Here is a 23,065-nt window from a genome sequence, read left to right as displayed (position 1 = left end):
TGTCCCGTAGCGAAAGAGAGACGGAGACACGTCATGGCCGCCCGCCCCGAAACCACAGCCCAGACCCTGTCCTGGAAGGTCGGCGGCATGGATTGCGCGAGCTGCGCGGCGAAGATTCGCGGCGCGGTCGAACGCCTCCCCGGCGTAACCGGTGTCAGGCTCTCGGTCATGTCGGAGACGCTGACGCTCGCGCTCGACACGGGCGCGACCACGCCGGAAGCGATCGAGAAGCGCGTCAACGGGCTCGGATATACCACCGCTGCGCTAGCAACTCCGGCCCCCAAGCCCCCGGCTGCCAAACAGGATAACTGCGGCTGCGGCCATGATCATGGCGGTCACGACCATGCCCATGATCACGGCAAGCACGAGCACGGTGACGCCTGCTGCTCGGGCCATACGCATGATCACGATCACAAGCACCATCATTCCGGCCACGACCATGCCAGCCATTCTCATGGCGCGAAGGCCACAGCCGCAGCCGCGAAGGATCACGGCCACGGCCTGCCCGGCCATGTCCATGAGGCCACGCCGGAGGGCGCGAGCTGGTACCAGACCGGCAAGGGCCGGCTCGTCATCGCGACGGGCCTCTTCCTCGGCGCCGCCTATGTTGCCGGGCTGATCTGGCCGGGCATCGGCCATTGGGCCTTCATCCTGGCCTGTATCGTCGGCGTCGCACCCGTGGCGAAGCGCGCCTTCGCGGCCGCGCGCGCCGGCATCCCCTTCACCATCGAGATGTTGATGACGATCGCCGCCATCGGCGCGCTCTTCATCGGCGCGGCTGAGGAGGCGGCGCTGGTCGTCTTCCTCTTCGCGGTCGGCGAGGTGCTGGAAGGCGTCGCGGCCGATCGCGCCCGCGCCTCGATCCGCGCGCTCGGCGATCTCGTGCCCAAGATCGCCATCGTCGAGGAGAACGGCGCGACCCGCCAGGTCGATGCCGGAAGCCTCAGGATCGGCCAGACCGTGCTGGTCCGCCCCGGCGACCGCATCCCGGCCGATGGCGAGATCACCGACGGCACCTCCGGCATCGACGAGAGCCCGGTCACCGGCGAATCCGTGCCCAAAACCAAGGGCGTCGGCGAGCCCGTCTATGCCGGCTCGGTCAATCGCGAGGCCGCGCTGCGCGTGCGCGTCGACAAGGCGGCCGAAGACAACACCATCGCCCGCATCATCCGCCTCGTCGAGGAGGCGCAGGAGGCCCGCGCCCCGACCGAGCGCTTCATCGACCGCTTCTCGCGCTGGTATATGCCCGCGATCGTCGGCCTCGCCGTGCTGGTCGCGCTGGTGCCCCCGCTCCTGCTCGGCGCCGAATGGTCGGTCTGGATCTACCGCGCTCTCGCCCTACTGCTGATCGGCTGCCCCTGCGCGCTCGTCATCTCGGTTCCCGCCTCGATCGCCGCCGCACTCTCGGCCGGCGCCCGCCAGGGCCTGCTGATGAAGGGTGGCGTCGTGATCGAGACCGCTGCCAAGACCGGCCTCGTCGCCTTCGACAAGACGGGCACGCTCACTCAGGGCAAACCGCGCGTCACCGATGTCGTGGCGCTCGCCGGCAGCGAGGCCGAGGTGCTGGCCTATGCCGCCGCGGTCGAGCACGGTTCGGCGCATCCGCTGGCCGAGGCCGTTCTGGAGCGCTCTCGCACCGATGGCGTTGCCTACAAGCCGGCAACCGAGGCGGCCGCGCTGGCGGGCCAGGGCGTGACAGGCAAGGTCGATGGCCGCGCGGTCTTCGTCGGCGCCCCGCGCCATGCCGAGAGCCGCGCCCCCTTCGACAAGCGCGCGCGGATGGCGGCGGAGGAGCTTGAGGCAGCAGGCAAGACCGTCGCCGCCGTCATCGTCGACGGCGCGCTCGCCGGCTTGATCGCCCTGCGCGACGAGCCACGCGAGGACGCGGCCGCAGCCATCGCCGAACTCAAGGCGATGGGTATCCGCTCGACCATGCTGACCGGCGACAATGCCCGCACCGGCGCTGCGATCGCCGCCGGCCTCGGCATGGAGCACAAGGCCGAACTGATGCCCGACGACAAGGTCGCCGCGATCAAGGCCTTCTCCGGTGAGACCGCGGTGATGATGGTCGGCGACGGCATCAATGATGCGCCGGCGCTGGCCGCCGCCAGCATCGGCATCGCCATGGGCTCGGGCACCGATGTCGCGCTGGAGACCGCCGATGGCGCAGTGCTGAAGAGCCGCGTGCGCGATGTCGCAGCGCTGATCCGGTTGGCGCGGGCGGCGATGGGCAATATCCGCACGAACATCACGATCGCGCTCGGGCTCAAGGCCGTGTTCCTGGTCACCAGCGTGCTCGGCTATACCGGTCTCTGGGTCGCGATCCTCGCCGATACCGGCGCCACCGTGATCGTCACGGCCAATGCGCTGCGGCTGCTGCGCTTCGACGCGGGTAAGGCGAGCTAGAGACTTCCGATCGCGCTCGGAACCGCGCCGTCATCCCGGGCTTGACCCGGGATCCATGCCGGAGCGCTCCCGATAGATGTTCTGGCATAGATCCCGGCTCTTCGCGGAGTTTATCCTTGAGCCGATCGAAGATCGGACCCGAGGGCTCCGGCCGGGATGACCCGCGTTTCAGTCAAAACGTGCTGCCTGTCACACCCGGATATCGGCGAGCGCGCCGGTCTTGCTTCCGCTCTCGCCCTTGGCTTGCATCTGCTTCAGCATCTCGTCGCGGATCTTGCTCATCACATCGGCCTTCGCCTTCGAGTCGAGCTTGTTGAACTGCTCCTCGGTCATGCCCAGCTTGGCGAGGATCGCAGCCTGAACCCGCTCCTCCGGCGACATCCGCGCGATCTTCAGGAATTCGTCCTCGGGCGAGGACGATGTCGTCGCGGTCGTTGTCGAGGCGCTGCTGCTGGTGTCGGTGCTGCCATCGTTCTGCGCAGCCGGCTTCACCGGCGTCGCGAATGGCAGGCTGATCGGCCGGTTCGTGATCGGGTTCGACATGGCTTGCTCCTTTGGGCAAACCGGCAGGCAAGCTCCGGGCCGCAGCGAAAATACTGAAAATACACCTAAAAATCAAAGGCTTGCTCGAATAAAAACGCGATTCAGGATGATGACCAGCAGCGAATCCGGCAAGTTCTGCCCGGCAAACGCTGCCGAATCCGAATTGACCCACAGCCCCGAAAGCTCACCGACGGGCGTCAGGAATCGCCGCAAGAGAACCGAATGCTGCAACGCGAAATTTGCCTCGGCGCCGCCGCTTGCGATTTAGCATCTGCAACATGCCTATTTTATAGACACATGGCCAGTGGCGTTCCGCGTCGGACCCAGCGCTGCACAATTCGAAGGCCGCCAATTTCCTCAATTTCGCCGCAAGCATTACGTTCAGCGCAGAACGATCCCAGGAAAATGACCGGAACCTTAACTCGACATGCATCCATTGCATATCGGAGCTGACCGCGTGCCCCTGTTGGAAGCAGGCTGTCCGGTTTATATGCACTGCACAACGAGATTGTCGCTGTGGGCACCGCCCCGGTCCGGAATATTCGCTAAGGAAAACCACCATGTTCGTCACCATGATCGCCGCCAAAATCCGCGCCTACCTCCGCTATCGCGAGACCGTTCGCGAGCTCTCCCGTCTGACCGACCGCGAGCTCGACGACCTCGGCCTGTCGCGCTCGGAGATCAACTTCATCGCCCGCTCGCACGCTGCGGCCTGAAGTCTCCGAATGAGAACCGCCGCGCATCGGGCGCGGCGCGTTCCGTGTAGTTTCTCCTGAGGCTCGTGTTTCCCCTCCCCTCGAGCTTCGGTCGAAGAGCGAATGCCCGCCTCACGGCGGGCATTTTGCATTTCAGGGCGCCTGTCCCTTGACCTGCGGCCCGGCTGCGGACACATCCGCAAGCCATGGAACCCGTTCACATCATCGGCGGCGGTCTCGCCGGCTCCGAAGCCGCCTGGCAGGTCGCGCAGGCCGGCGTCCCCGTCGTCATCCACGAGATGCGCCCCGTTCGCGGCACCGACGCCCACAAGACCGAAGGCTTGGCCGAGCTCGTCTGCTCGAACTCCTTCCGCTCAGACGATTCCTCCAGCAATGCCGTCGGCCAACTCCACTGGGAGATGCGCCGGCTGGGTTCGCTGATCATGGCCAAGGGCGATGCCCATCAGGTCCCGGCCGGCGGCGCGCTCGCGGTCGATCGCGACGGCTTCTCGCAAGCCGTCACCGCCGCGCTGGAAGCCCACCCGCTCGTCACCATCGATCGCGGCGAGATCGCCGGCCTCCCCCCGGCCGAGTGGGACAATGTCGTCATCGCCACCGGCCCGCTGACCTCGCCCGCCTTGGCCGCAGGCCTGCAATCGCTGACCTCCGAGGATTCGCTCGCCTTCTTCGACGCCATCGCACCGATCGTCCATTTCGATTCGATCGACATGGACCAGGCCTGGTTCCAGTCGCGCTACGACAAGGCCGGCCCCGGCGGCACCGGCGCCGACTACATCAACTGCCCGCTCGACCGCGACCAGTACGAGGCCTTCATCGACGCGCTCCTCGCCGCCGAGAAGACCGAGTTCAAGGAATGGGAGGGCACGCCCTATTTCGACGGCTGCCTGCCGATCGAGGTCATGGCCGAGCGCGGCCGCGAGACCCTGCGCTGGGGCCCGATGAAGCCGGTCGGCCTCACCAACAAGCACAACCCGACCGTGAAGGCCTATGCCGTCGTCCAGCTCCGGCAGGACAATGCGCTCGGCACCCTGTTCAACATGACGGGCTTCCAGACCAAGCTGAAATATGGCGAGCAGGCCGCGATCTTCCGGATGATACCGGGCCTGCAGAATGCCGAGTTCGCCCGGCTCGGCGGCATCCACCGCAACACCTACCTGAACTCGCCGAAGCTGCTCGACGAGCGCCTGCGCCTCAAGGCGGACACGCGCCTGCGCTTCGCTGGCCAGATCACCGGCTGCGAGGGCTATGTCGAGAGCGCCGCGACGGGCCTGCTCGCCGGCCGCATGGCCGTCGCCGAGCGGCTCGGCCGCGACCTTTTGCTGCCGCCTGCGACGACGGCGCTGGGCGCGCTGGTCAACCACATCACCGGCGGCCATATCGTCACCATCGACGAGGGGCCGCGCTCGTTCCAGCCGATGAACATCAATTTCGGCCTGTTCCCGCTGATCGAGGGCGTCGCGACGACCGGCCCGGACGGCAAGCGCCTGAAAGGCCCGGCCAAGAGCCTCGCCCGCAAGCAGGCCCTGACGGCCCGCGCCAAGCAGGTCATGGACGAATGGGCCGGTGGCGTCGAGGCGAAGGCGGCGGAGTAAGCAGCTCTGCCGTCGCCCTCAACGGGAAGAACAACTGCAGGGAACCCCTCTCCTGTAAGGAGAGAGGCAGGGGTGAGGTGTCAGCCCCTAGACCAGTAAGGCGCAGCCTCACTGCAGCGACCAGCTCACGGCAATCACGGTGAGCCGCCTACCCCTCACCCTGCCCTCTCCCTATGGGAGAGGGTTCCCCGCGTCATTGTCACGCCAGAGGCTCGCAATTGGCGCCGTAGCCGACCCCTGCGCAGCGCCCTCTACTTCTTCCGCGACGCCCGCCACAGCAGCCACTGCCGGCGCCAGGCCGGCAGCGTAATGATCGTGCGATAGGGGTCGTAGCCGCCGACTTCCATCCGCTTGAGATAAGGCTCGACCAGCGCGACCGGCAGGAAGGCCGGCTTCAGGCCGGAGGGGATCGTCTCACTGAGGCTCGTGAGCTTCTTCAGGTGCCCGCGCGCGATCTCGCGCAATTCCTTCAGTGTATAGAGCACGCCCGGCCCGCCACGCCCGCGCACGATGTCGTCGCGCGTCACGCCGTTGCGGGCGAGGATATCCGCCGGCAGATAGACCTGCCCCTCCGCCGCATGCCACGGGAAGGCGCGCATCAGCCCGGCCAGCGCATAGGCGACGCCGGCATGGCCGCAAGCCGTCGCGCCGCCGGGATCGCGTCCACCCGCCAGGATGATGCAGGCGAGCCTGATCACCGCGCTCGCCGTCTCGCCGGCATAGCCTTCGAGGTCGCGCAGCGACGGCATCGGATCGTCATAGAGGTCGAAGATGCGCGCATCGATCAGCGCCGTCAGCGGCGCGATCGGCAGCCGGTAGCGCTTGATCGTGTCGAGCAGCGCCGCGGCAACCGGATGTCCTTGCGTCTCGCCGCCCGCCTGGCCTTCCAGAACGTCGCGCCACCATTGCAGCCGGACCTCGCCGGGCAACGGCTCGCTGACCAGCGCCCTCACCCGCGCGATCTCCAGGCTGAAAGCGTAGAGCGCGTAGAGCGCGGCGCGGCGATCCTCGGGCGCATAGAGCCCGGCAATATAGCGATCCTGATCCTGCTCGCGGACCAGCTCGGCGCAATGAGCGTAAGCGTCCGGCAGGCGCGCCGGCGCGATCTCCCTGCGGTCGTCTGTATCGGTCTGCGGCATCGTCCCGCCTCGGCCCGTCGTCATACGGCCGTTCCCAATCTTAGGGCAAGCACCCTGTTCCCGCTACGCCCGGCCAACATGGCCGGCATCTAGTCGACCGCGATCAGCGCCGCCGCAACCCGCCGATCTTCGCCGACGAGGACATTATAGGTCCGCGCTGCGGCTCCGGTCGCCATGCCCTCGACCGTGATGCCGGCTTGTTTCAAGGGATCACGCAGAGCGGGCGGAATGAAGGCGATGTCCGGCCCCGTCCCGATCAGCAGGAAATCGATCGTCCCGGCCTCGTCCAGCAGCGGCTGCAGGCTCTCTATCGTGACCTCGGCGAAACGCGTCACCGGCCAGATGCGAATGCCGGCCGGCGTCGCGATGATCGAGCCCTTGTGACTCATCCCAGCGAAGCGGAACCCGCCCGCGCCGATGGCGTCAAGCGGGAAACGGCCGGGAACGAAGCCCTCGAAGCGGGGCATCCTCTCTCTCCTTCAGGCTTCCCTCGTCGTCATTGCGAGGAGCGAAGCGACGAAGCAATCCAGGGAGACTGAGCGGAACGTCGCACCCAGTCTCCCTGGATTGCTTCGCTCCGCTCGCAATGACGAAAGCGCTCAGGCCTTCGCCTTGGCGGCCGCAGCCTTGGCGCGCGCCGCCTCCTGCGCTTCCTCACGGGTGCCCGCCGAGCGGACATCCATGTAGAGCAGCACCGGCGTCGAGATGAACATCGCCGAATAGGTGCAGACCACGACGCCGAACAGCATGACCAGCGCGAAGCCCTCGATCGCCGAGCCACCGAAGATCACGAGCGCCAGCAGCGACAGGAAGGTCGTGGTCGCGGTCATCGCCGTGCGCGACAGCGTCGAGTTCACCGAGAGATCGAGAAGCTCGGCCACCGGCATGGTCTTGTAGCGGCGCAGGAGTTCGCGCGTGCGGTCGAACACCACGACCGTCTCGTTCAGTGAGTAGCCGACGATGGTCAGGATCGCCGCGATCGAGGTCAGGTTGAATTCGAGCTGCGTGATCAGGAAGAAGCCGATGGTCAGCACGATGTCGTGCAGCGTGCCGAGAATCGCGCCGATCGCCAGCGGCATCTCGAAGCGGAACCAGAGATAGATCAGCACGCCGACGATCGCGAGCACGACGCCGAGCGTGCCGGCCTGCACGAGCTCGCCGGAAACGCGCGGGCCGACCGTCTCGACACGGCGGAAATCATAGGTCGCGGCGAAGGCCTCGCGCGCCTTGACGACGACCGCCTGCTGCGCCGTCTCGCCGCCCGGCTGCATGCCGAAGCGCATCGAGACCTCGCCGCCGGAGCCGAATTCCTGCACCTCGGCCTCGCCGAAGCCGAGCCCGTTGGCCGTGTGGCGGATCTGGGCGATATCGACGGCCTGCCCCTTCGTCTGCATCTCGATCAGGGTGCCGCCCTTGAAGTCGATGCCGAAATTCAGGCCGACCGTCAGGAAGAGCGTGAGCACGAGGATCGAATAGGCAGCCGACAGCGGATAGCTGAAGCGGCGGAACCAGACGAATTTGAACTTGGTGTTGTCGGGAACGATACGAAGCAGGCGCATGCGCATGGCCAATCTCCTAAGGGGTTGGCAGCGTCAGAACGGAAGGTGCTTGGGCTTGGCCCAGCGATACCAGATCGCGATCAGCATCCGGGTCAGCGTCACCGCCGTGATGACGGTGGTGAGGATGCCCAGGATGAACACGACCGCGAAGCCGCGCACCGGGCCGGAGCCGAGCGAGAACAGCGCCACGGCGGCGATCAGCATGGTGACGTTGGAGTCGATGATCGTCGCGAAGGCGCGCTGGAAGCCCGCTTCGAGCGCCGAGACGAGGCTGCGGCCCTGATGTTCCTCCTCGCGCATGCGCTCGTAGATCAGCACGTTCGAGTCGACCGCCGTGCCGATGGTCAGCACGATGCCGGCGATGCCGGGCAGCGTCATGGTGGCGCCGAGGAAGGACATCAGGCCGAAGATCAGGCCGACATGGACGAGCAGTGCGACGCTCGCGATCATGCCGAAGACGCCATAGGTCGCCAGCATGTAGATCACCACCAGCACGGTCGCAATCAGGGTCGCCATCTTGCCGGCATGGATCGAGTCGGCGCCGAGGCCGGGACCGACGGTGCGCTCCTCGACGATGGTCATTTTGGCGGGCAGTGCGCCGGCGCGCAGCAGGATCGACAGGTTGTTCACCTGCTCGACCGTGAAATTGCCGGAGATCTGGCCGGAGCCGCCCGTGATCGGCGACTGGATGACAGGCGACGAGATCACCTTGTTGTCGAGCACGATCGCGAGCGGGCGGCCGAGATTCTCGGTGGTGATCTGCCCGAAGCGCTGGGCGCCGCGGATGTTGAAGCGGAAATTCACGATCGGCGTGCCGCTGCGCGAATCGAAGGCCGGCTGCGCGTCGATCAGGTCGGCGCCGTCGACGACGGGCTGGCGCAGCACGGGAACCTGCTGCCCGCCGGCATCCTGCGACGGCAGCATGTCGACATCGGCGCTGTTGGCGTCGCCGACCAGGCGGAATTCGAGCTTGGCGGTATCGCCGAGGATCTGCTTCAGGCGCTGCGGATCCTGCAGGCCAGGCACCTGCACCAGGATGCGGTCGAGGCCCTGGCGCTGGATGTTCGGTTCGGTCGTACCCAGCGCATCGACGCGACGGCGCAGCACTTCCATGGCCTGCTCGACGGCGCGGCGGATGCGCTCGTTGGAGCCGGCTTCGGTGACGGTGAGCTGGATCAGCCCGTCGGGTTGCTCGTTGATGGCGATCGACTGGTTGCCGGAGGGGCCGAACGCACCGAGCGTGCCGATCGGCTGGGAGAGTTCGCGCAGCTTCGGCAGCACGCGCGCGCGCTCGGCCGCGTCGGGAACGCGGACCTGCACGCCGCGCGGCAGAGTCTGGATGCCGCCCTGAGGCGCGGCGCGCTCGTCGCGCAGAATGCGACGGACATCGTCACGCAGCTGGACGACCTGGCTGCGCACCAGCTCGGCCCGGTCGATCTCGAGCAGGACGTGCGAACCGCCTTGCAGATCGAGGCCGAGCACCACCGCATGGATCGGCAGGAAGGCCCGCGGAATCCAGGACGGCGCGTTGGTTTCGATGGCCTTGCGCGTCTCAGGCGACAAGAGGTTCGGCACGGCGAGCCCGCAGCCGATGAACAGCACGAGCAGGACGAGGATGACCTTGCGGGCCTGGAGACGAAGCATCTGCGTGAACAGCCTTGTTATCGTGCCGGGGCTCCGTCAGCGGGAGCCCCTGGCCGCCGCATTCTCAGTTCTTGACCGGCTCGCCCTTGGAGCGGACGTCCTGGATCATGCCGCGCACGATGCGCACGCGCACGCCATCGGCGATCTCGACTTCGATCTCGCCATCGTCGACGACCTTCGAGACCTTCCCGATCATGCCCCCGGAGGTGACGACGGTGTCGCCGCGGCGCACGTTCTTGATCAGCTCCTGATGGGCCTTGGCCCGGCGCTGCTGCGGCCGGATGATCAGGAACCACATGATGACGAAGATCAGCAGGAACGGCACGAGCTGGATCAGCATGTCGGCGCCGCCACCGGCTCCTGTGGCCTGGGCGAAAGCGGGGGTGATCACGAAGACGCTCCTCTGGTACGGCGGCGGCAGGCCGCCGACCGCGAATCTCTGATGGAAAGACGTAAGGCCAAAACCATCGCCCGGCCAAAAAATCGCGCGGACTATAGCCAGCAACGCCGTGAAATCAATCGGACGCGCCCGGTTTCCCGGACAAGCAGCCGCATTTGCGCCCCGAGCCCTCATCCTGAGGAGCCATTTCCGTGGAAATGGCGTCTCGAAGGATGCTCCAGATGCCTCCAGAATCTCCTGGAGCATCCTTCGAGACGCAGCCTTCGGCCGCTCCTCAGGATGAGGGCTCGACAATCAAACGCGGCAGCGCGCCCGGTCGCCCATGCGCGATCCCTCACCTATGGGTTGGCTGCCATTCGCGCAATGCCCCTTGCGCACGATCCACGACGCGGTTTAGCTAGCGCCGTGAACCGTACCGGACGGTACGGTACGGTTCAACGGAACGAAATGAAGGCCCCGCCGCCATGACCACGACCGAGACCGCCCCCGACCAGACACTGGCCACGCTGCTGCGCATCGCCGACGCGCTGGAGCGCATTGCCCCGCCCCGCCGCAAGGCGGCCGACCTCCAAGCCGCCGACGCCTTCGTCTGGCAAGCGGCAGGGTCGGAACTGGTGCCGGTGCCGAAGGTGAACCGCGTCGCACTCTCGCTTTTGCGCGGCGTCGACCGCGTCCGCGACACGCTGGCCGAGAATACCGAGCGCTTTGCCAAGGGCTTGCCGGCCAACAACGTGCTGCTCTGGGGCGCGCGCGGCATGGGCAAGTCCTCGCTGGTCAAGGCCGTCCATGCCGACACCAACCTGCGCCTCGCCAAGGACGCGCTGCCGCTGAAGCTGATCGAGATCCATCGCGAGGATATCGAGAGCCTGCCCGCGTTGATGAGCCTGCTGCGCAACGATCCGCATCGCGCCATCGTCTTCTGCGACGATCTGTCCTTCGACAGCGACGACACCTCCTACAAGTCGCTGAAGGCGGTGCTCGACGGCGGCGTCGAGGGGCGTCCCGACAATGTCGTGTTCTATGCGACCTCGAATCGCCGCCACCTGCTGCCGCGCGACATGATGGACAACGAGCGCTCGACCTCGATCAATCCTGGCGAGGCGATCGAGGAGAAGGTCTCGCTCTCGGACCGTTTCGGCCTCTGGCTCGGCTTCCACAAATGCAGCCAGGACGAGTATCTTGAGATGATCAACGGCTATGCCGGCCATTTCGGGCTGGACGTGGCGCCCGAGGAGCTGCGCCGGGACGCGCTGGAATGGTCGACCACCCGCGGCTCCCGCTCCGGCCGCACCGCCTGGCAGTATATCCAGGACCTCGCCGGCCGCCAGGGGAAGAAGCTGGAGGGGTGACCAGCCGTCATTCTCGGGCGAAGCGCAGCGCAGACCCGAGAATCTCTGGCCAGAAAGGTGCCCCTTCCTGCCTGAGATGCCCGGGTCAAGCCCGGGCATGACGACCTGGAGGAAAGACAAACGAAAACGGGGCCGCCCTTTTCTGGGGCAGCCCCGTTCTTTTCGATCGGGAGGGTCTCGCGGAACCGATCGAAGGGTGAAACCTCGTCCGCGGCTCCGGTATCAGTTGTTCAGATAGGGCGTCGGATCGACCGGAGCGGAACCCTTGCGCAGTTCGAAATGGAGCTGCGGCGAGGAGACATTGCCGCTCTGACCGGAATTCGCCACGACCTGGCCGCGCTTGACGGTGTCGCCGCGCTTCACCTTGAGATCGCCATTATGGGCATAGGCCGAGACGTAGCCGTTCGGGTGGCGGATCAGGACGAGATTGCCGTAGCCCTTCAGCTCGCTGCCGGCATAAGCCACCGTGCCGCCCTCGGCCGCCTTGACCGGCGTGCCCTCGGGAACCGCGATGTTGATGCCTTCGTTGCCGCCCTTGCCGCTATAGCCGGAGATGACGCGACCGCGAGCCGGCCAGCGGAAATCCGCCTTGTCAGCCGACGAGGCCTCTTCTTCCTGCTTCGGAATGCTGGCGGTGGTCTTCGGCTCGGATGCGGGATCGGCCTTCGGGATCGCGGTCGGCTTCGGCTCGGTGGCCGGAGCGCTCGCCACGACGACCGGCTTCGCCGGCTGGGCGGCGGGCGCGGCGGTCTTCACCGGCTTCGCCTCCGGCACGGGCTTGACGGCGGCGACCGGCGCGGCAGCAGCCGGCTTGGCGGCCGGCGTCGGCAGAGCCGCTGTCTTGCGGGCATCCGCCTTGGCCTTGGCCTCGGCGGCGAAACGGGCGCGCGATTCCTTCATCGCCTGGGCGTCGGCGGCAGCCTTCGCCTTGACTTCAGCGGCGGCCGCAGCCTTCGCCTCGGCAGCGGCCTTGGCCTGCGCCTTCGGATCAACCGCAGCCGGCGGCGTGGCGCGCGGCGCTGCGGACGGCCCGGCGACGAAACGCTGCGTCTCGACCGGCGCCTGGGCAGCCTGGCGAACCGGCGCCGGAGCCGCGGCGGGAGCAGCCGGAGCGGAAGCGGCGGCGGCAGCGTTATAGACGGGGATGGTGATCCGCGTGCCTGGAGCCACGTTGGCGTTGCTCAGCCCGTTCGCCGACATGATGGCGGCGCGTGGCACGCCGTAGCGCGAGGAGATCGTATCGAGGGTCTCGCCCTGGGCCAGCACGACGGGCGTGCCACCCTGGGCCGACCAGCCGGCCGTACTGCCCGACACAGGCTGGCGCGGCGGCGCGCTCAGCGCGACGGCAGATTGCGGCGCTGGCAGAGGCTGCGACCGAACCAGAGGGGCGGAAGCCACGGGCTGGAGCGGCGCGCTCGTAACCTGCCCGATCGAGCCGGTCGTGACCGGATCGCGGACGGGGGCCGGAGCCTGGGCAGACTTGAAGGGGCTGTCGAAGGGCGTCTCGGTGAAACGCATCGCATCCGACGAGCAGGCGCTGACGCTGAGAGCGAACAGGCACACCGTCGACAAACGACGGAGAGCGCGGGGATTGATCGATCCGGCTTGGCTAAGCATGAACTGAGTACTCGCGAACGACGCAACTCGATGAAGGCGATTAAAGTCCCGTTGAGCTTAATTTCGCGTAAACACCCTCAGAAACTTGGCAAGAGCCGCCAGCGGCACGATCGCCGGACTCCGGCGGATCACGACGGCCGTTTTCACCACGAATCACCCGGTTGCGGGAGCGTTCCGCATGCGTTAACGCAACGGCATGCTCCGCTTGGCTTTGGCCTGTTTCGCGCTCGCTCTCGGTCCGCAGGCCTGGTCGGCCGAGCCGATCCTGAAGCAGATTCACGGCACCTGGCGGTCAGAGAAACGGCTGATCCTGATCGATACGGAGAGGATGCTCGGCAACACGGATGACACCCGGCCGTTCCAGCGTGATGCGCTCAATCTGCGCAATATCTCTGGCCGGATGATCGTCTTCGAGATCGGCCGCAAGCGCTTCATCGGTTTCTTCGATCGAGACGAACTTCGCCTGACGGGTGATGGCATTACCGACTCCGAGATCCTGCATCGCCGATAGGTTGGCTCGACGCTGGATCTCGCGACAATGATGCTTCACGGGGCAATTTCACAAGGCGCGCGAGCGCCCCGGAATCAGTGGCGGCAGGCGTAGCGCCGGCCCCATCGCATGGTCGAACTGCCCGTCCTCGATATGCGAGACCACGACCCGCCGCGCCGCGCCTTCGATCCGAAGCGCCCCGACAAGTCGCCCGCCGGGTGCGAGCCGCGCCAGCAGGGTCTCCGGTACAGCCTGGGTGACGCCGTTGACGAGGATGCGGTCAAAACGCCCGAGCGCCCGGTCCGGCTGGAAGCCATCGGCATGGCGCAGGTCGACGACGCCGCCGAATCCGCTGCCGGAGACACGCTCATGCGCCGCCAGCGCCAGAGACCGATAGCGTTCCAGCGAGACGACCTCTCCGCCCATCGCGGCGAGCAGCGCCGAGACATAGCCGGAGCCGGTCCCGACCTCGAGCACCCGTGCACCCGCTTGCATGTCGAGCGCCACGAGCAGGTTGGCGACCGTATGCGGCGCCGTCATCGTCTGGCCGCAGGGCAGAGGCACGGAGACGTCCTGGCGGGCGAGATCGGCGAAGCGTGTCGGGGCGAAACGGTCGCGCGGCACCCGCTCCATCGCGCGCAACAGCGCAAGATCGCGCACGCCGCGCGCGCGGAGCGAAAGCAGGAAGGCGACAGTGCGCTCGCCTTCGCTGGCCGGCGCGTCCTCGCTCATGCTCCTCCCCGCTCCCGGCTCAGGCGAAGAGCTGCGCGAAGCGCGTCAGCGTCGGCTCATGCGTCAGGTCGAGCTCGAGCGGCGTGATCGAGATGCGCTTCTCCGCCAGCGCCTTCAGGTCGGTGCCGTTGGCCGGTTCCTTGCCGCTGCGCTGGAAGGCGATCCAGTAATAGGGGTTGCCGCGGCCGTCCTTGCGCGGTTCGAGCTGCACCAGCTCCTGGTCGCGCCGCCCCTGCACGGTAACGGCGACGCCTTGTACCTCGTCCGGCCCGGCATTGGGGAAGTTGAGGTTGAACAGCACGCCTTCCGGAATACCTTCCTCCAGCAAACGGCGGATGATGCCCGGCGCATGGCTCTCGGCACAGTCCCAGCGAATCGAATCGCGATTGCCCGGCATATAGGCCTGGCTCACCGCGATCGAGGGCACGCCGAGCAGCGTGCCTTCCATCGCAGCCGCGATGGTGCCGGAATAGGTCACATCCTCGGCGACGTTCGAGCCCCGGTTGACGCCGGAGAGCACGAGATCGGGCCGCGCATCGACCATGACGGAGCGCACCGCCATGATCACGCAATCGGTCGGCGTGCCCTGCACCGCGTAGCGCTTCTCGCTGATCTCGCGCAGCCTGAGCGGATTGGACAGCGACAGCGAATGCGCGACGCCGGACTGGTCGGTCTCGGGCGCCACGACCCAGACATCGTCGGAGAGCTGGCGCGCGATGCGCTCCAGCACGGCGAGCCCCTCGGCATGGATGCCGTCATCATTGGTGACGAGGATACGCATGTCTCAGGCCGCCTTCTCGATCCGCGTCACGCCGCGCATATAGGGCACCAGCACGTCCGGCACGGTGATCGAGCCGTCGGCATTCTGGTAGTTTTCCATCACCGCGATCAACGCGCGGCCGACAGCCGTGCCCGAGCCGTTGAGGGTGTGCACGAAGAACGGCCCCTTGCCGTCCTTCGTCTTGTAGCGGGCGTTCATGCGCCGCGCCTGGAAATCGCCGCAGACCGAGCAGGACGAGATCTCGCGATAGGTCTTCTGGCCGGGCAGCCAGGCCTCGATGTCCCAGGTCTTCTGCGAGGCGAAGCCCATGTCGCCGGTGCACAGCGTCATCACGCGATAATGCAGGTCGAGCTTCTTCAGCACCGCCTCGGCGCAGGCGAGCATGCGCTCATGCTCCTCGCGCGACTTCTCCGGCGCCGTGATCGAGACGAGCTCGACCTTCTCGAACTGGTGCTGGCGCAGCATGCCGCGCGTGTCGCGCCCGGCCGAGCCGGCTTCGGCGCGGAAGCAGGGCGTCAGCGCGGTGAATCGAAGCGGCAGCTCCTCCTCGGAGAGGATTGATTCCCTTGCCAGATTGGTCAGCGGCACCTCGGCGGTCGGGATCAGCCAATGGCGGCCTCTCGGCAACCACTCAAGCACCTTGTTCGCTTTGTCTCTTACGAGCAGAGGGGCTTCAACCGCCGATCCAGCGTCTGACAGAGCATCTGTCATTTGGCGGACAGTTAGACCGTCAAAGATGGCGAACTGATCTTCTTCAAACTTCGGCAGCTGTGCCGTGCCGAACATGGCGTCGTCGCGCACCAAGAGCGGCGGGTTGACCTCGGTATAGCCGTGCTCCTCGGTGTGGGTGTCGAGCATGAACTGCCCGATCGCCCGCGACAGCCGCGCGATCTGGCTCTGCAGCACGACGAAGCGCGAGCCGGAGAGCTTCGCCGCCTTCTCGAAATCCATCTGGCCGAGCGCCTCGCCCAGCTCGAAATGCTGCTTGGGGTCGTTGACGCCCTTGAGCAGCCCGCGCTCCTCCGGCTTCACGCCATGGACATGCAGCACGACATTGCCGTGCTCGTCAGCGCCCTCGGGCACGTCGTCGAAGGGCGCGTTCGGGATCGCGGCGAGCTTCTCGTCGAGCGCGTCCTTGGCGGCCTTCTCCTCGGCCTCCAGCGCCGGCTGCTGCTCCTTGAGTGCCGCGACCTCGGCCTTCAGCGTGTCGGCGAGCGCGACATCCTTCGCGCCCATCGCCTTGCCGATGTCCTTGGAGAGCGCGTTGCGGCGCTCCTGGGTGGCCTGCGCCTTGGCGATCGACGAGCGGCGGACATCGTCGAGTTCGAGCAGCGAGGACGACAGCGGCGCCAGGCCCCGTCGCGTCAAGCCCCTGTCGAACGCCGCAGCGTTCTCGCGAATCCATCTGATGTCGTACATCGTCGTCCGGCCATGCCATCGCTGCGGAATGCAGCGTTGGATGCTCTAGACCGGGATCGCGCGCGAGGGAACAGGTAACCTCGCAGCGAAAAAAGCTCCAGAACCTCTTCGTCATCCCGGACAAGCTGCGAAGCTGCGCAGATCCGGGATCCATCTTAAGGCTCCGAAGCTCTATGATGGATTCCGGCACTCCGCTTCGCTGCGGCCGGGATGACGCCCTATATTGGAAGGGCGCGGTTTCCGTCAGTCGAGATGGATCGTACCCGAGAGGTCCTTCCAATTTGGATTCTCGTCTTCGATCAGAGCGATCTTCCGCTCGCGCCGCCAGCGTTTGACTCGCTTTTCCTGCGCAATTGCTTCGTCTGCGCGCTCATATCGTTCCGCGTAGACGAGGTGAAACACCCCATACTTGCGGACGAAATCGGAGCCACGTCCTTCGCGATGTTCCGCAATCCGGCGGCTCAAGCTGTTCGTGACGCCGACATAGAGCGTCCCGTTCCAGCCGCTCGCCATGATGTAGAGCCACATCACCCTCCTCCGTCATTCCGGGCAAGCCGCGAAGCGGCGCCGATCCGGAATCCATCGTAGAGCACTCCGCCCTATGATGGATTCCGGGGCTCCGCTTTGCTCCGCCCGGAATGACGGTACAGGAGAAAATCAGCTATTCCGCCGCGTCTTCTTCCGCCTTCGCGGCATCGCTCTTCTTCTCGACCCGGCGCACCGAGAAGATCGAAAGTTCGTAGAGCAGCAGCATCGGGATCGCGAGCATGAGCTGCGAGATCACGTCCGGCGGGGTCAGCACAGCCGCCACGACGAAGACGAAGACGATCGCGTAGCGGCGCTTTTCCTTCAGGAACTTCGAATCGATGATGCCAGCCTGCCCGAGCAGGGTCAGGATCACCGGCAGCTGGAAGGCGATGCCGAAGGCGAAGATCAGCGTCATGATCAGCGAGAGATATTCGCTGACCTTCGGCAGCAGCGCGATGCCGGCCTGGGTCTCGGTCGCGGCCTGCTGCATGCCGAGCGAGAACTTCATCAGCACCGGCATGGCGAAGAAGAAGACCAGCAGCGCGCCGAGCGTGAAAAACACCGGCGTCGCGACAAGATAGGGCGCGAAAGCCGCCTTCTCGTTCTTGTAGAGGCCGGGCGCCACGAATTTGTAGATCTGCGTCGCGATCACCGGGAAGGCGAAGAAGCCGGCGCCGAAGGCCGCCACCTTGATATGGGTGAAGAGCAGCTCGAGCGGGCCGGTATAGATCAACTGCGCATTGGCGGCGCTGCCGGCGGCCCAGACATAGGGCTTCACCAGGATGTTGTAGATCTGCGTCGAGAAACCGAAGCAGATGAAGAACATGATCAGGAAGGCGATCAGCGACTTGATCAGCCGCGCGCGCAGCTCGATCAGGTGCTCGATGAGCGGCGCGCGCGAGGCCTCGATCTCGTCTTCGCCATCGCGAGGATTGGCGACGCTCATGCGGAATTCTCCTCGCCCTTGGCGATCTTGCGCTTGCGGGCGGCAGGCTTGGCGGCATCAGCCGGGGCAGCAGCAACCACAGCCTTCGGCTTGCGCGCAGCGGCGGGAGCTTTCGCAGCCTTGACCGGCGCAGCCGCGACAGGCACCGGAGCGGGTGCTTCGACCGCGACCGGCGCTTCGACAGCCTTGACGCCGCGCTTGCGGGCAGGCTTCGCCGGGGTCGGCTCGGCCACGGCAACCGGAGCGACGGGCGCCTCGACGACTGCAGGAGCAGGCTCTGCCGCGGCCTTGCGCGCCCGCTTGGGCTTCTCGGCAGGCTTCGGCACCTCGGCGGCGATCTGGACCGGCGGCAGCGGTTCCGGCGGCGGCAGCGAAGCGAGCTTCGCCTCGGCCTCCTTCAACGCGGCCTCGTCAGGCTTCGAAGCCTCCGGCTTGGCCGGATCGAATTCCTTTGGGATATCGATCGGCTTGAAGTCGTTGTTCAGCGCGCTCGACACCGATCCGCCGACATCCTCGACCTGCTTCTTCAGGTCGGCGAGCTCGGCCTCGCGCATCGCCTCGTTGAACTGGCCCTGGAACTCCGAGGCCATGCGCCGGATACGGCCGACCGTCTGGCCGACCGTGCGCAGGGCCTTGGGCAGGTCCTTCGGGCCGATCACCACCAGCGCCACCGCGCCGATCAGCACCATCTCGCTCCAGGCGATGTCGAACATCGACGGCTCGTCCTCTCAAGCCGGTGCCCCGGAGGGCACCACGGCATCAGGCCTTGTGCTCGGCCTTGGCCTGGGCCTGGGCGGCGGCGTTGTCGGCCTTGGTCTGGTCGATCACCTTGGGATCGACGTTGCTGGCGGTCGGCGCTGCCGGCTCGTCATCCTCGGCCATGCCCTTCTTGAACGATTTGATGCCCTTGGCGACATCGCCCATCAGCTCGGAAACCTTGCCGCGCCCGAACAGCAGCATCACGATGACGCCGACGACGATCCAGTGCCAAATGCTCACGCCACCCATGGCGAAACTCCTCCGAAATTGCGTCGACCGGGGAATGGCCCCAACCAAACCCTTGCCCGGTCGCTAGTTCGGCGGCGGAACCTATTGATCCGCAGCCGGAAACACAAGGACTTCGTCCGACGGAATCTCGACCCCGATCTCGTCGCCCACCGCGATCTCGTCGGAGAGCGAAGCGCGGACCGACAGGGCCCTGTCAAAGCCGTCCACCATCACCTGCAGATGGTCGGCCTCGCCCAGGAAGCGCCGGCCTGTCAATCGTCCGCGCAGATAATAGCCCTTGGGCACGATGCGGACACGATGTGGCCGAATGCAGGCGATCGCAGCCGCCCCTTCCGCGATGCCTGGCGCCGCGAAGCGGCCGAACGGCGTCTCGATCGCTCCATCCGAAACCCGGCCTTCGACCTCGGTTAGATCACAGAAAAATCGGGCGGCAAAGAGGCTGGTCGGCTGCCGATAGAGCTCTTCGCCCGTCCCAACCTGCACGATCCGCCCCGCCCGCATCAGCACGATCCGGTCGGCGATGCGCATCGCGTCCTCGGGATCATGCGTCACGATGATCGAGGTCGCGCCGGTTTCCTCCAGCAGGGCAGCGGTCTCGTCGCGTACGACATCGCGCAGCCGCCGATCGAGATTGGAGAAGGGCTCGTCCATCAGGAGCACGCCCGGCCGCGGCGCGATCGCGCGGGCCAGCGCCACGCGCTGCTGTTCGCCGCCCGAGAGCATATGCGGATAGGAATCGGCGAGTTCGGCGAGTCCGACCCGCGCCAGTGCCCGCAAGGCGGTCGCATCGGCCGCCGCCGGCGCCTGGTCGCGCAGGCCGAAGCGGACATTGTCGCGTACGCTGAGATGCGGAAACAGTGCGTAATCCTGGAAGACGAAGCCGACGCCGCGATGCTCCGGCTCGACGAAGCGATCGGGCGCCGAGACGTCGCGCCCTTCCAGCAGGACGCGGCCCGCGCTAGGGCGCTCAACCCCGGCCGCGAGCCTCAGCAGCGTCGTCTTGCCGCAGCCGGATTGGCCGAGCAACGCGACGATCTCGCCGGGTTTGACGGAAAGCGAGACATCGGACAGCGCCGTCACCGAACCGAAGCGCTGCGTCACGTTCTCGAAGCCGAGCGCCATCGGGATCGCCGCTCCGGCCGTACCGCGCCGGCCCCAGCCGAGCCATCCTGCTTTGGTCTCGCTCAGTGCCAAATCCCTGCTCCACCTATTCAAATTTGCGCCGTCATCCCGGGCGACCGAAGGGAGACCCGGGATCCATGCCCGAACGTTTCCGGCAAAGGCTCAGGCATGGATCCCGGATCGGCGCCACCAAAGGCGGCTTGTCGGGGATGACCCGCGGAGGAAACGGCAGCAGCCGGTAACCCCGCCCTCACCCCTGTTGCGGTCCACCCTCGCCGTCGTCAAGCGGGCTGAACAGATCGCCGAGCGGATCCTCGTCGTCGCGCAAGCCCGGATCGTCGTCAGGCACAGGCACGGCCAGGTCGCGCGTCAGTCGTCCCTCGATGAAGCCCGCCCCCTTCAATTCCTCCAGCCCTGGCAGGTCGTCGATGCGGTCCAGCCCGAAATGGTCGAGAAAGCCCGGCGTCGTCCCGTAGGTGATCGGCCGCCCCGGCGAGCGCCTCCGCCCGCGCAGGCGCACCCAGCCGGCCTCCAGCAGGATGTCGAGCGTGCCCTTTGCGGTGGCGACGCCGCGGATCTCCTCGATCTCGGCCCGCGTCACCGGCTGATGATAGGCGATGATCGACAGCACCTCGAGCGCCGCCCGTGACAGCCGTCGCGGCGGCTCCGCCTCGGCCGCGAGCAGGTAGCCGAGGTCAGGCGCCGTGCGAAAGGCCCAGCCGCCCGCAACCTGGCGCAGATTGACCCCGCGCAACGCATAGCTCTCGTCAAGCTGGGCCAGCACCTGCTCGATCGCGATGCCGGCGGGAATGGCCCGGCCGAGCGCTTCGGCCGTCAACGGCGCTGCGGAGGCAAACAACAGCGCTTCGACCACGCGCAGTGCCTGCGAAAAGGCCTCCGCCCCACCATCGGCCTCGACATCATCAGGTTCAGCCGCCGCACCGGTCATGAGGCATCCTTGGCGGCGAAGGGCAGCCCCTGCGGCCGGGCCGAGCGGCGCCGCACCTGGATCGGCGCGAAGGCCTCGTCCTGCCGGAGGTCGATCATCCCTTCCCGCACCATCTCCAGCATGGCCGAGAGGGCGGAGGCCCGGACGGTCGCCCGCATCTCCCGCGCCAGCAAGCCATGCGATGCCATGTATTGCGTCAGGTAGCCATCGAGTTCGGTCCAGTCACCGGCCTCGCCGACCAGCCGCTGCAGCGCCTCGCGCGCTTCGACCAATGACCAGACGACGCGGTGGCCGACCGAGATATGCCCCTGCACCCGCTTCTGCCGCTGCTGGGCATAGGCCGCGAGCAGGTCGTAGAGCTCCGCCTCCCAGACGGGCCTGGCCCCGGCCACGATCTCTTCCGGCGCGCCGCGCGCGAACACGTCCTGCCCCAGCCGCTCCCGCGCCGAGAGCTTGTTGGCGGCGGCGCGGATCGCTTCCAGCCGGCGCAGGCGCAGGGCGAGCGCGGTCGCGAGATCGGCGGCGCTCGGCTCCTCGCCCTTGGGCGGCTCCGGCAGCAGCAGGCGCGACTTGAGATAGGCGAGCCAGGCCGCCATCACCAGATAGTCCGCCGCGAGTTCGAGCCGCAGCGCCCGCGCCTGCTCGACGAAGGACAGATACTGCTCGGCCAGCGCGAGGATCGAGATGCGGTGCAGATCGACCTTCTGCCGGCGCGCGAGATCGAGCAGCAGGTCGAGCGGCCCTTCATAGCCGTCGACATCGACGACGAGCGAAGGCTCGCCCGCACGCTCGGCGCGGTCTTCCTCGAATGGCAATTCGGCCGTCATGAGCCTTCAGCCCCTACATCCCAGCCGCGGTCATCCCGGGCGACCAAAGGGAGACCCGGGATCCATGCCGGAACCTCTTTCGGCCAAGCTCAGGCATGGATCCCGGATCTTCGCTTCGCTCCGTCCGGGATGACCGCCGTTGGGAAAATTACATGCCCCGGGGCAAAATCCGCCGTTCAGGCGCTCAAAGCAAGCGCGGCGGCGATCTCGGCGCGTGCGGCCTCCAGATCGACCGGCTCCGGCTCATGCCGGATGCGGCCAAGCGCGGCGGCGGCACGGCGGGCTCGCGCGCCCGTCATTTCCGGCACGGCCCCGGCAACGGCGATCATCTCGTCCATGATGCCGTGGCAATGCAGGATGACGTCGACGCCCGCGCGGATCGCAGCCCGCGACTTGGCCTCGAACGAACCGGAGAGCGCCTTCATCGAGATGTCATCGGTCATGATCAGCCCGTCGAAGCCGAGTTCGCCGCGCATGATCTCGCGCACGATCTTGCGGGAGATCGTCGCCGGGTTCCTGGCGTCGAGCGCCGTGAAGACGAGATGCGCGGTCATTGCCAGCGGCATGTCGGCGAGATGCCGGAACGGCCGGAAATCATGTGCCCGAAGCTCGTCCAGCGATGCATCGACGATCGGCAGGTCGTGATGGCTGTCGGCCCGCGCCCGGCCATGACCGGGCATGTGCTTGACGACCGGCAGCACGCCGCCGGCGATCAGCCCTTCGGCCGCAGCCCGGCCGAGCCGCGCCACCTGGTCGGGATCATGGGCATAGGCGCGATCGCCGATCACGTCATGGCTGCCGGCGACGGGCACATCGAGCACCGGCAGGCAGTCGACATCGATGCCGACGCTCTTCAGGTCATGCGCCATCAGGCGGGCGTTCAGGCGGACGATCTCGCGCTGGCGGATGGGATCGTTGATCGCGAGAAAGGCGCGAGCCGATTGGTATTTTGGCCAGTTCGGCGGTCCCATGCGCTGGACCCGCCCGCCCTCCTGATCGATCAGGATCGGCGCGTGCCAGCCGACGGTCTCGCGCATCTCGGCGGTCAGCGTGGCGACCTGCTCGGGCGACTGCGTGTTGCGTTTGAAGACAATGAAGCCCCAGGGCCGGGCATCGCGAAAGAACGCCCGCTCGTCCGCAGTAAGGCTCGTGCCGAGGCAGCCGGCGATGAAGGCGCGCGATGTCATCGTACCGGGTTAGAAAGCGGCGCGGGCGCGGTCAAGAACCATCGCTCGCCCGTCATCCGTCATTCCGGGCGGAGCGAAGCGAAGACCCGGAATCCATCGTAGAGCGCATCG

The 23,065-nt window shown here is 66.9% G+C and carries 23 protein-coding genes; 4 read left to right on the top strand and 19 right to left on the bottom strand.

Annotated elements, in window-relative coordinates; translation table 11 throughout:
• The first annotated feature begins 33 nt into the window (after positions 1-33).
• Positions 34-2,406, top strand: a complete 2,373-nt coding sequence (locus Q0Q02_RS18545; RefSeq protein WP_293811572.1) for a heavy metal translocating P-type ATPase — start codon at positions 34-36, stop codon at positions 2,404-2,406.
• A 189-nt stretch (positions 2,407-2,595) separates the two neighbouring features.
• On the opposite strand, the gene Q0Q02_RS18540 is transcribed toward Q0Q02_RS18545, so the two are convergent.
• Positions 2,596-2,949, bottom strand: a complete 354-nt coding sequence (locus tag Q0Q02_RS18540; RefSeq protein WP_293811570.1) for a hypothetical protein — start codon at positions 2,947-2,949, stop codon at positions 2,596-2,598.
• 560 nt (positions 2,950-3,509) lie between these two features.
• Here Q0Q02_RS18540 and Q0Q02_RS18535 point away from each other — a divergent pair.
• A complete protein-coding gene (locus tag Q0Q02_RS18535) occupies positions 3,510-3,665 on the top strand; it encodes a DUF1127 domain-containing protein (RefSeq protein WP_081925531.1) in 156 nt (51 codons plus the stop codon).
• Between the two features lie 185 nt (positions 3,666-3,850).
• Complete coding sequence (gene trmFO, locus Q0Q02_RS18530) at positions 3,851-5,257, top strand: methylenetetrahydrofolate--tRNA-(uracil(54)-C(5))-methyltransferase (FADH(2)-oxidizing) TrmFO (protein WP_293811567.1); 1,407 nt, start codon at positions 3,851-3,853, stop codon at positions 5,255-5,257.
• Positions 5,258-5,508: 251 nt separating this feature from the next.
• Here the strand turns inward: trmFO and Q0Q02_RS18525 are convergent, their stop codons facing one another.
• From Q0Q02_RS18525 to yajC, 5 genes are all read right to left on the bottom strand, one after another.
• Positions 5,509-6,396 (bottom strand): phytoene/squalene synthase family protein, encoded by an 888-nt coding sequence (locus Q0Q02_RS18525; RefSeq protein WP_293811576.1) that lies wholly within the window; start codon positions 6,394-6,396, stop codon positions 5,509-5,511.
• A gap of 89 nt (positions 6,397-6,485) precedes the next feature.
• The gene (locus Q0Q02_RS18520) at positions 6,486-6,863 is read right to left on the bottom strand and encodes an MTH938/NDUFAF3 family protein (RefSeq protein ID WP_293811565.1); all 378 of its coding nucleotides are present in this window, start codon (positions 6,861-6,863) and stop codon (positions 6,486-6,488) included.
• Positions 6,864-6,995: 132 nt separating this feature from the next.
• Positions 6,996-7,955 carry a protein translocase subunit SecF gene (gene secF / locus Q0Q02_RS18515; RefSeq protein WP_293811574.1) on the bottom strand — a complete coding sequence of 320 codons (960 nt, stop codon included), beginning with the start codon at positions 7,953-7,955 and terminating at the stop codon, positions 6,996-6,998.
• 33 nt (positions 7,956-7,988) lie between these two features.
• Positions 7,989-9,599 carry a protein translocase subunit SecD gene (gene secD / locus Q0Q02_RS18510; RefSeq protein ID WP_293811563.1) on the bottom strand — a complete coding sequence of 537 codons (1,611 nt, stop codon included), beginning with the start codon at positions 9,597-9,599 and terminating at the stop codon, positions 7,989-7,991.
• 64 nt (positions 9,600-9,663) lie between these two features.
• A complete protein-coding gene (gene yajC / locus Q0Q02_RS18505; protein WP_052232110.1) occupies positions 9,664-9,939 on the bottom strand; it encodes a preprotein translocase subunit YajC in 276 nt (91 codons plus the stop codon).
• Between the two features lie 524 nt (positions 9,940-10,463).
• Between yajC and Q0Q02_RS18500 the strand changes: the two genes are divergently transcribed.
• Positions 10,464-11,348 carry an ATP-binding protein gene (locus tag Q0Q02_RS18500; RefSeq protein WP_293811562.1) on the top strand — a complete coding sequence of 295 codons (885 nt, stop codon included), beginning with the start codon at positions 10,464-10,466 and terminating at the stop codon, positions 11,346-11,348.
• A 222-nt stretch (positions 11,349-11,570) separates the two neighbouring features.
• Here Q0Q02_RS18500 and Q0Q02_RS18495 read toward each other — a convergent pair whose 3' ends face one another.
• The 13 genes from Q0Q02_RS18495 to nagZ form a co-directional block, all read right to left on the bottom strand.
• A complete protein-coding gene (locus Q0Q02_RS18495; protein ID WP_293811561.1) occupies positions 11,571-12,866 on the bottom strand; it encodes a LysM peptidoglycan-binding domain-containing M23 family metallopeptidase in 1,296 nt (431 codons plus the stop codon).
• 391 nt (positions 12,867-13,257) lie between these two features.
• The gene (locus Q0Q02_RS18490; protein ID WP_293811560.1) at positions 13,258-13,515 is read right to left on the bottom strand and encodes a hypothetical protein; all 258 of its coding nucleotides are present in this window, start codon (positions 13,513-13,515) and stop codon (positions 13,258-13,260) included.
• 9 nt (positions 13,516-13,524) lie between these two features.
• On the bottom strand, positions 13,525-14,187 hold the full coding sequence (locus Q0Q02_RS18485) for a protein-L-isoaspartate O-methyltransferase (RefSeq protein WP_293811558.1): 663 nt from the start codon (positions 14,185-14,187) through the stop codon (positions 13,525-13,527).
• Between the two features lie 19 nt (positions 14,188-14,206).
• Positions 14,207-14,968 carry a 5'/3'-nucleotidase SurE gene (gene surE, locus Q0Q02_RS18480; RefSeq protein WP_293811556.1) on the bottom strand — a complete coding sequence of 254 codons (762 nt, stop codon included), beginning with the start codon at positions 14,966-14,968 and terminating at the stop codon, positions 14,207-14,209.
• Positions 14,969-14,971: 3 nt separating this feature from the next.
• Positions 14,972-16,387, bottom strand: a complete 1,416-nt coding sequence (gene serS / locus Q0Q02_RS18475) for a serine--tRNA ligase (RefSeq protein ID WP_293811555.1) — start codon at positions 16,385-16,387, stop codon at positions 14,972-14,974.
• A 243-nt stretch (positions 16,388-16,630) separates the two neighbouring features.
• Positions 16,631-16,918 (bottom strand): GIY-YIG nuclease family protein, encoded by a 288-nt coding sequence (locus Q0Q02_RS18470; protein WP_293811554.1) that lies wholly within the window; start codon positions 16,916-16,918, stop codon positions 16,631-16,633.
• A 130-nt stretch (positions 16,919-17,048) separates the two neighbouring features.
• Entirely contained in the window at positions 17,049-17,861 is an 813-nt protein-coding gene (tatC, locus tag Q0Q02_RS18465) for a twin-arginine translocase subunit TatC (RefSeq protein WP_293811553.1), read from the bottom strand.
• Positions 17,858-18,574: a Sec-independent protein translocase protein TatB gene (gene tatB, locus Q0Q02_RS18460; protein ID WP_293811552.1), complete on the bottom strand. Its 717-nt coding sequence runs from the start codon at positions 18,572-18,574 to the stop codon at positions 17,858-17,860. The genes tatC and tatB overlap by 4 nt, the downstream gene beginning before the upstream one ends.
• Before the next feature lie 46 nt (positions 18,575-18,620).
• Positions 18,621-18,869, bottom strand: a complete 249-nt coding sequence (locus Q0Q02_RS18455; RefSeq protein ID WP_291657961.1) for a twin-arginine translocase TatA/TatE family subunit — start codon at positions 18,867-18,869, stop codon at positions 18,621-18,623.
• 81 nt (positions 18,870-18,950) lie between these two features.
• Positions 18,951-20,063 (bottom strand): ABC transporter ATP-binding protein, encoded by a 1,113-nt coding sequence (locus Q0Q02_RS18450; RefSeq protein WP_293811551.1) that lies wholly within the window; start codon positions 20,061-20,063, stop codon positions 18,951-18,953.
• 178 nt (positions 20,064-20,241) lie between these two features.
• The gene (scpB, locus tag Q0Q02_RS18445) at positions 20,242-20,940 is read right to left on the bottom strand and encodes an SMC-Scp complex subunit ScpB (protein WP_293811549.1); all 699 of its coding nucleotides are present in this window, start codon (positions 20,938-20,940) and stop codon (positions 20,242-20,244) included.
• A complete protein-coding gene (locus tag Q0Q02_RS18440) occupies positions 20,937-21,767 on the bottom strand; it encodes a ScpA family protein (protein ID WP_293811547.1) in 831 nt (276 codons plus the stop codon). The genes scpB and Q0Q02_RS18440 overlap by 4 nt, the downstream gene beginning before the upstream one ends.
• Before the next feature lie 176 nt (positions 21,768-21,943).
• On the bottom strand, positions 21,944-22,954 hold the full coding sequence (gene nagZ / locus Q0Q02_RS18435; protein WP_293811545.1) for a beta-N-acetylhexosaminidase: 1,011 nt from the start codon (positions 22,952-22,954) through the stop codon (positions 21,944-21,946).
• Between the last annotated feature and the right edge of the window lie 111 nt (positions 22,955-23,065).

This window comes from uncultured Allobosea sp., from assembly GCF_945956895.1.
Taxonomy (GTDB): domain Bacteria; phylum Pseudomonadota; class Alphaproteobacteria; order Rhizobiales; family Beijerinckiaceae; genus Allobosea.
Note: the sequence above shows the minus strand (reverse complement) of the source record. Positions and strands in the feature narration are given on the sequence as shown.

Bases quoted from the DNA above. Each gene is read 5' to 3' on its own strand.
- Q0Q02_RS18545 (WP_293811572.1), top strand. From the start codon at position 34: ATGGCCGCCCGCCCCGAAACCACAGCCCAGACCCTGTCCTGGAAGGTC.
- Q0Q02_RS18540 (WP_293811570.1), bottom strand. From the start codon at position 2,949: ATGTCGAACCCGATCACGAACCGGCCGATCAGCCTGCCATTCGCGACG.
- Q0Q02_RS18535 (WP_081925531.1), top strand. From the start codon at position 3,510: ATGTTCGTCACCATGATCGCCGCCAAAATCCGCGCCTACCTCCGCTAT.
- trmFO (WP_293811567.1), top strand. From the start codon at position 3,851: ATGGAACCCGTTCACATCATCGGCGGCGGTCTCGCCGGCTCCGAAGCC.
- Q0Q02_RS18525 (WP_293811576.1), bottom strand. From the start codon at position 6,396: ATGCCGCAGACCGATACAGACGACCGCAGGGAGATCGCGCCGGCGCGC.
- Q0Q02_RS18520 (WP_293811565.1), bottom strand. From the start codon at position 6,863: ATGCCCCGCTTCGAGGGCTTCGTTCCCGGCCGTTTCCCGCTTGACGCC.
- secF (WP_293811574.1), bottom strand. From the start codon at position 7,955: ATGCGCCTGCTTCGTATCGTTCCCGACAACACCAAGTTCAAATTCGTC.
- secD (WP_293811563.1), bottom strand. From the start codon at position 9,599: ATGCTTCGTCTCCAGGCCCGCAAGGTCATCCTCGTCCTGCTCGTGCTG.
- yajC (WP_052232110.1), bottom strand. From the start codon at position 9,939: ATGCTGATCCAGCTCGTGCCGTTCCTGCTGATCTTCGTCATCATGTGG.
- Q0Q02_RS18500 (WP_293811562.1), top strand. From the start codon at position 10,464: ATGACCACGACCGAGACCGCCCCCGACCAGACACTGGCCACGCTGCTG.
- Q0Q02_RS18495 (WP_293811561.1), bottom strand. From the start codon at position 12,866: ATGCGTTTCACCGAGACGCCCTTCGACAGCCCCTTCAAGTCTGCCCAG.
- Q0Q02_RS18485 (WP_293811558.1), bottom strand. From the start codon at position 14,187: ATGAGCGAGGACGCGCCGGCCAGCGAAGGCGAGCGCACTGTCGCCTTC.
- surE (WP_293811556.1), bottom strand. From the start codon at position 14,968: ATGCGTATCCTCGTCACCAATGATGACGGCATCCATGCCGAGGGGCTC.
- serS (WP_293811555.1), bottom strand. From the start codon at position 16,387: ATGTACGACATCAGATGGATTCGCGAGAACGCTGCGGCGTTCGACAGG.
- tatC (WP_293811553.1), bottom strand. From the start codon at position 17,861: ATGAGCGTCGCCAATCCTCGCGATGGCGAAGACGAGATCGAGGCCTCG.
- tatB (WP_293811552.1), bottom strand. From the start codon at position 18,574: ATGTTCGACATCGCCTGGAGCGAGATGGTGCTGATCGGCGCGGTGGCG.
- Q0Q02_RS18455 (WP_291657961.1), bottom strand. From the start codon at position 18,869: ATGGGTGGCGTGAGCATTTGGCACTGGATCGTCGTCGGCGTCATCGTG.
- scpB (WP_293811549.1), bottom strand. From the start codon at position 20,940: ATGACCGGTGCGGCGGCTGAACCTGATGATGTCGAGGCCGATGGTGGG.
- Q0Q02_RS18440 (WP_293811547.1), bottom strand. From the start codon at position 21,767: ATGACGGCCGAATTGCCATTCGAGGAAGACCGCGCCGAGCGTGCGGGC.
- nagZ (WP_293811545.1), bottom strand. From the start codon at position 22,954: ATGACATCGCGCGCCTTCATCGCCGGCTGCCTCGGCACGAGCCTTACT.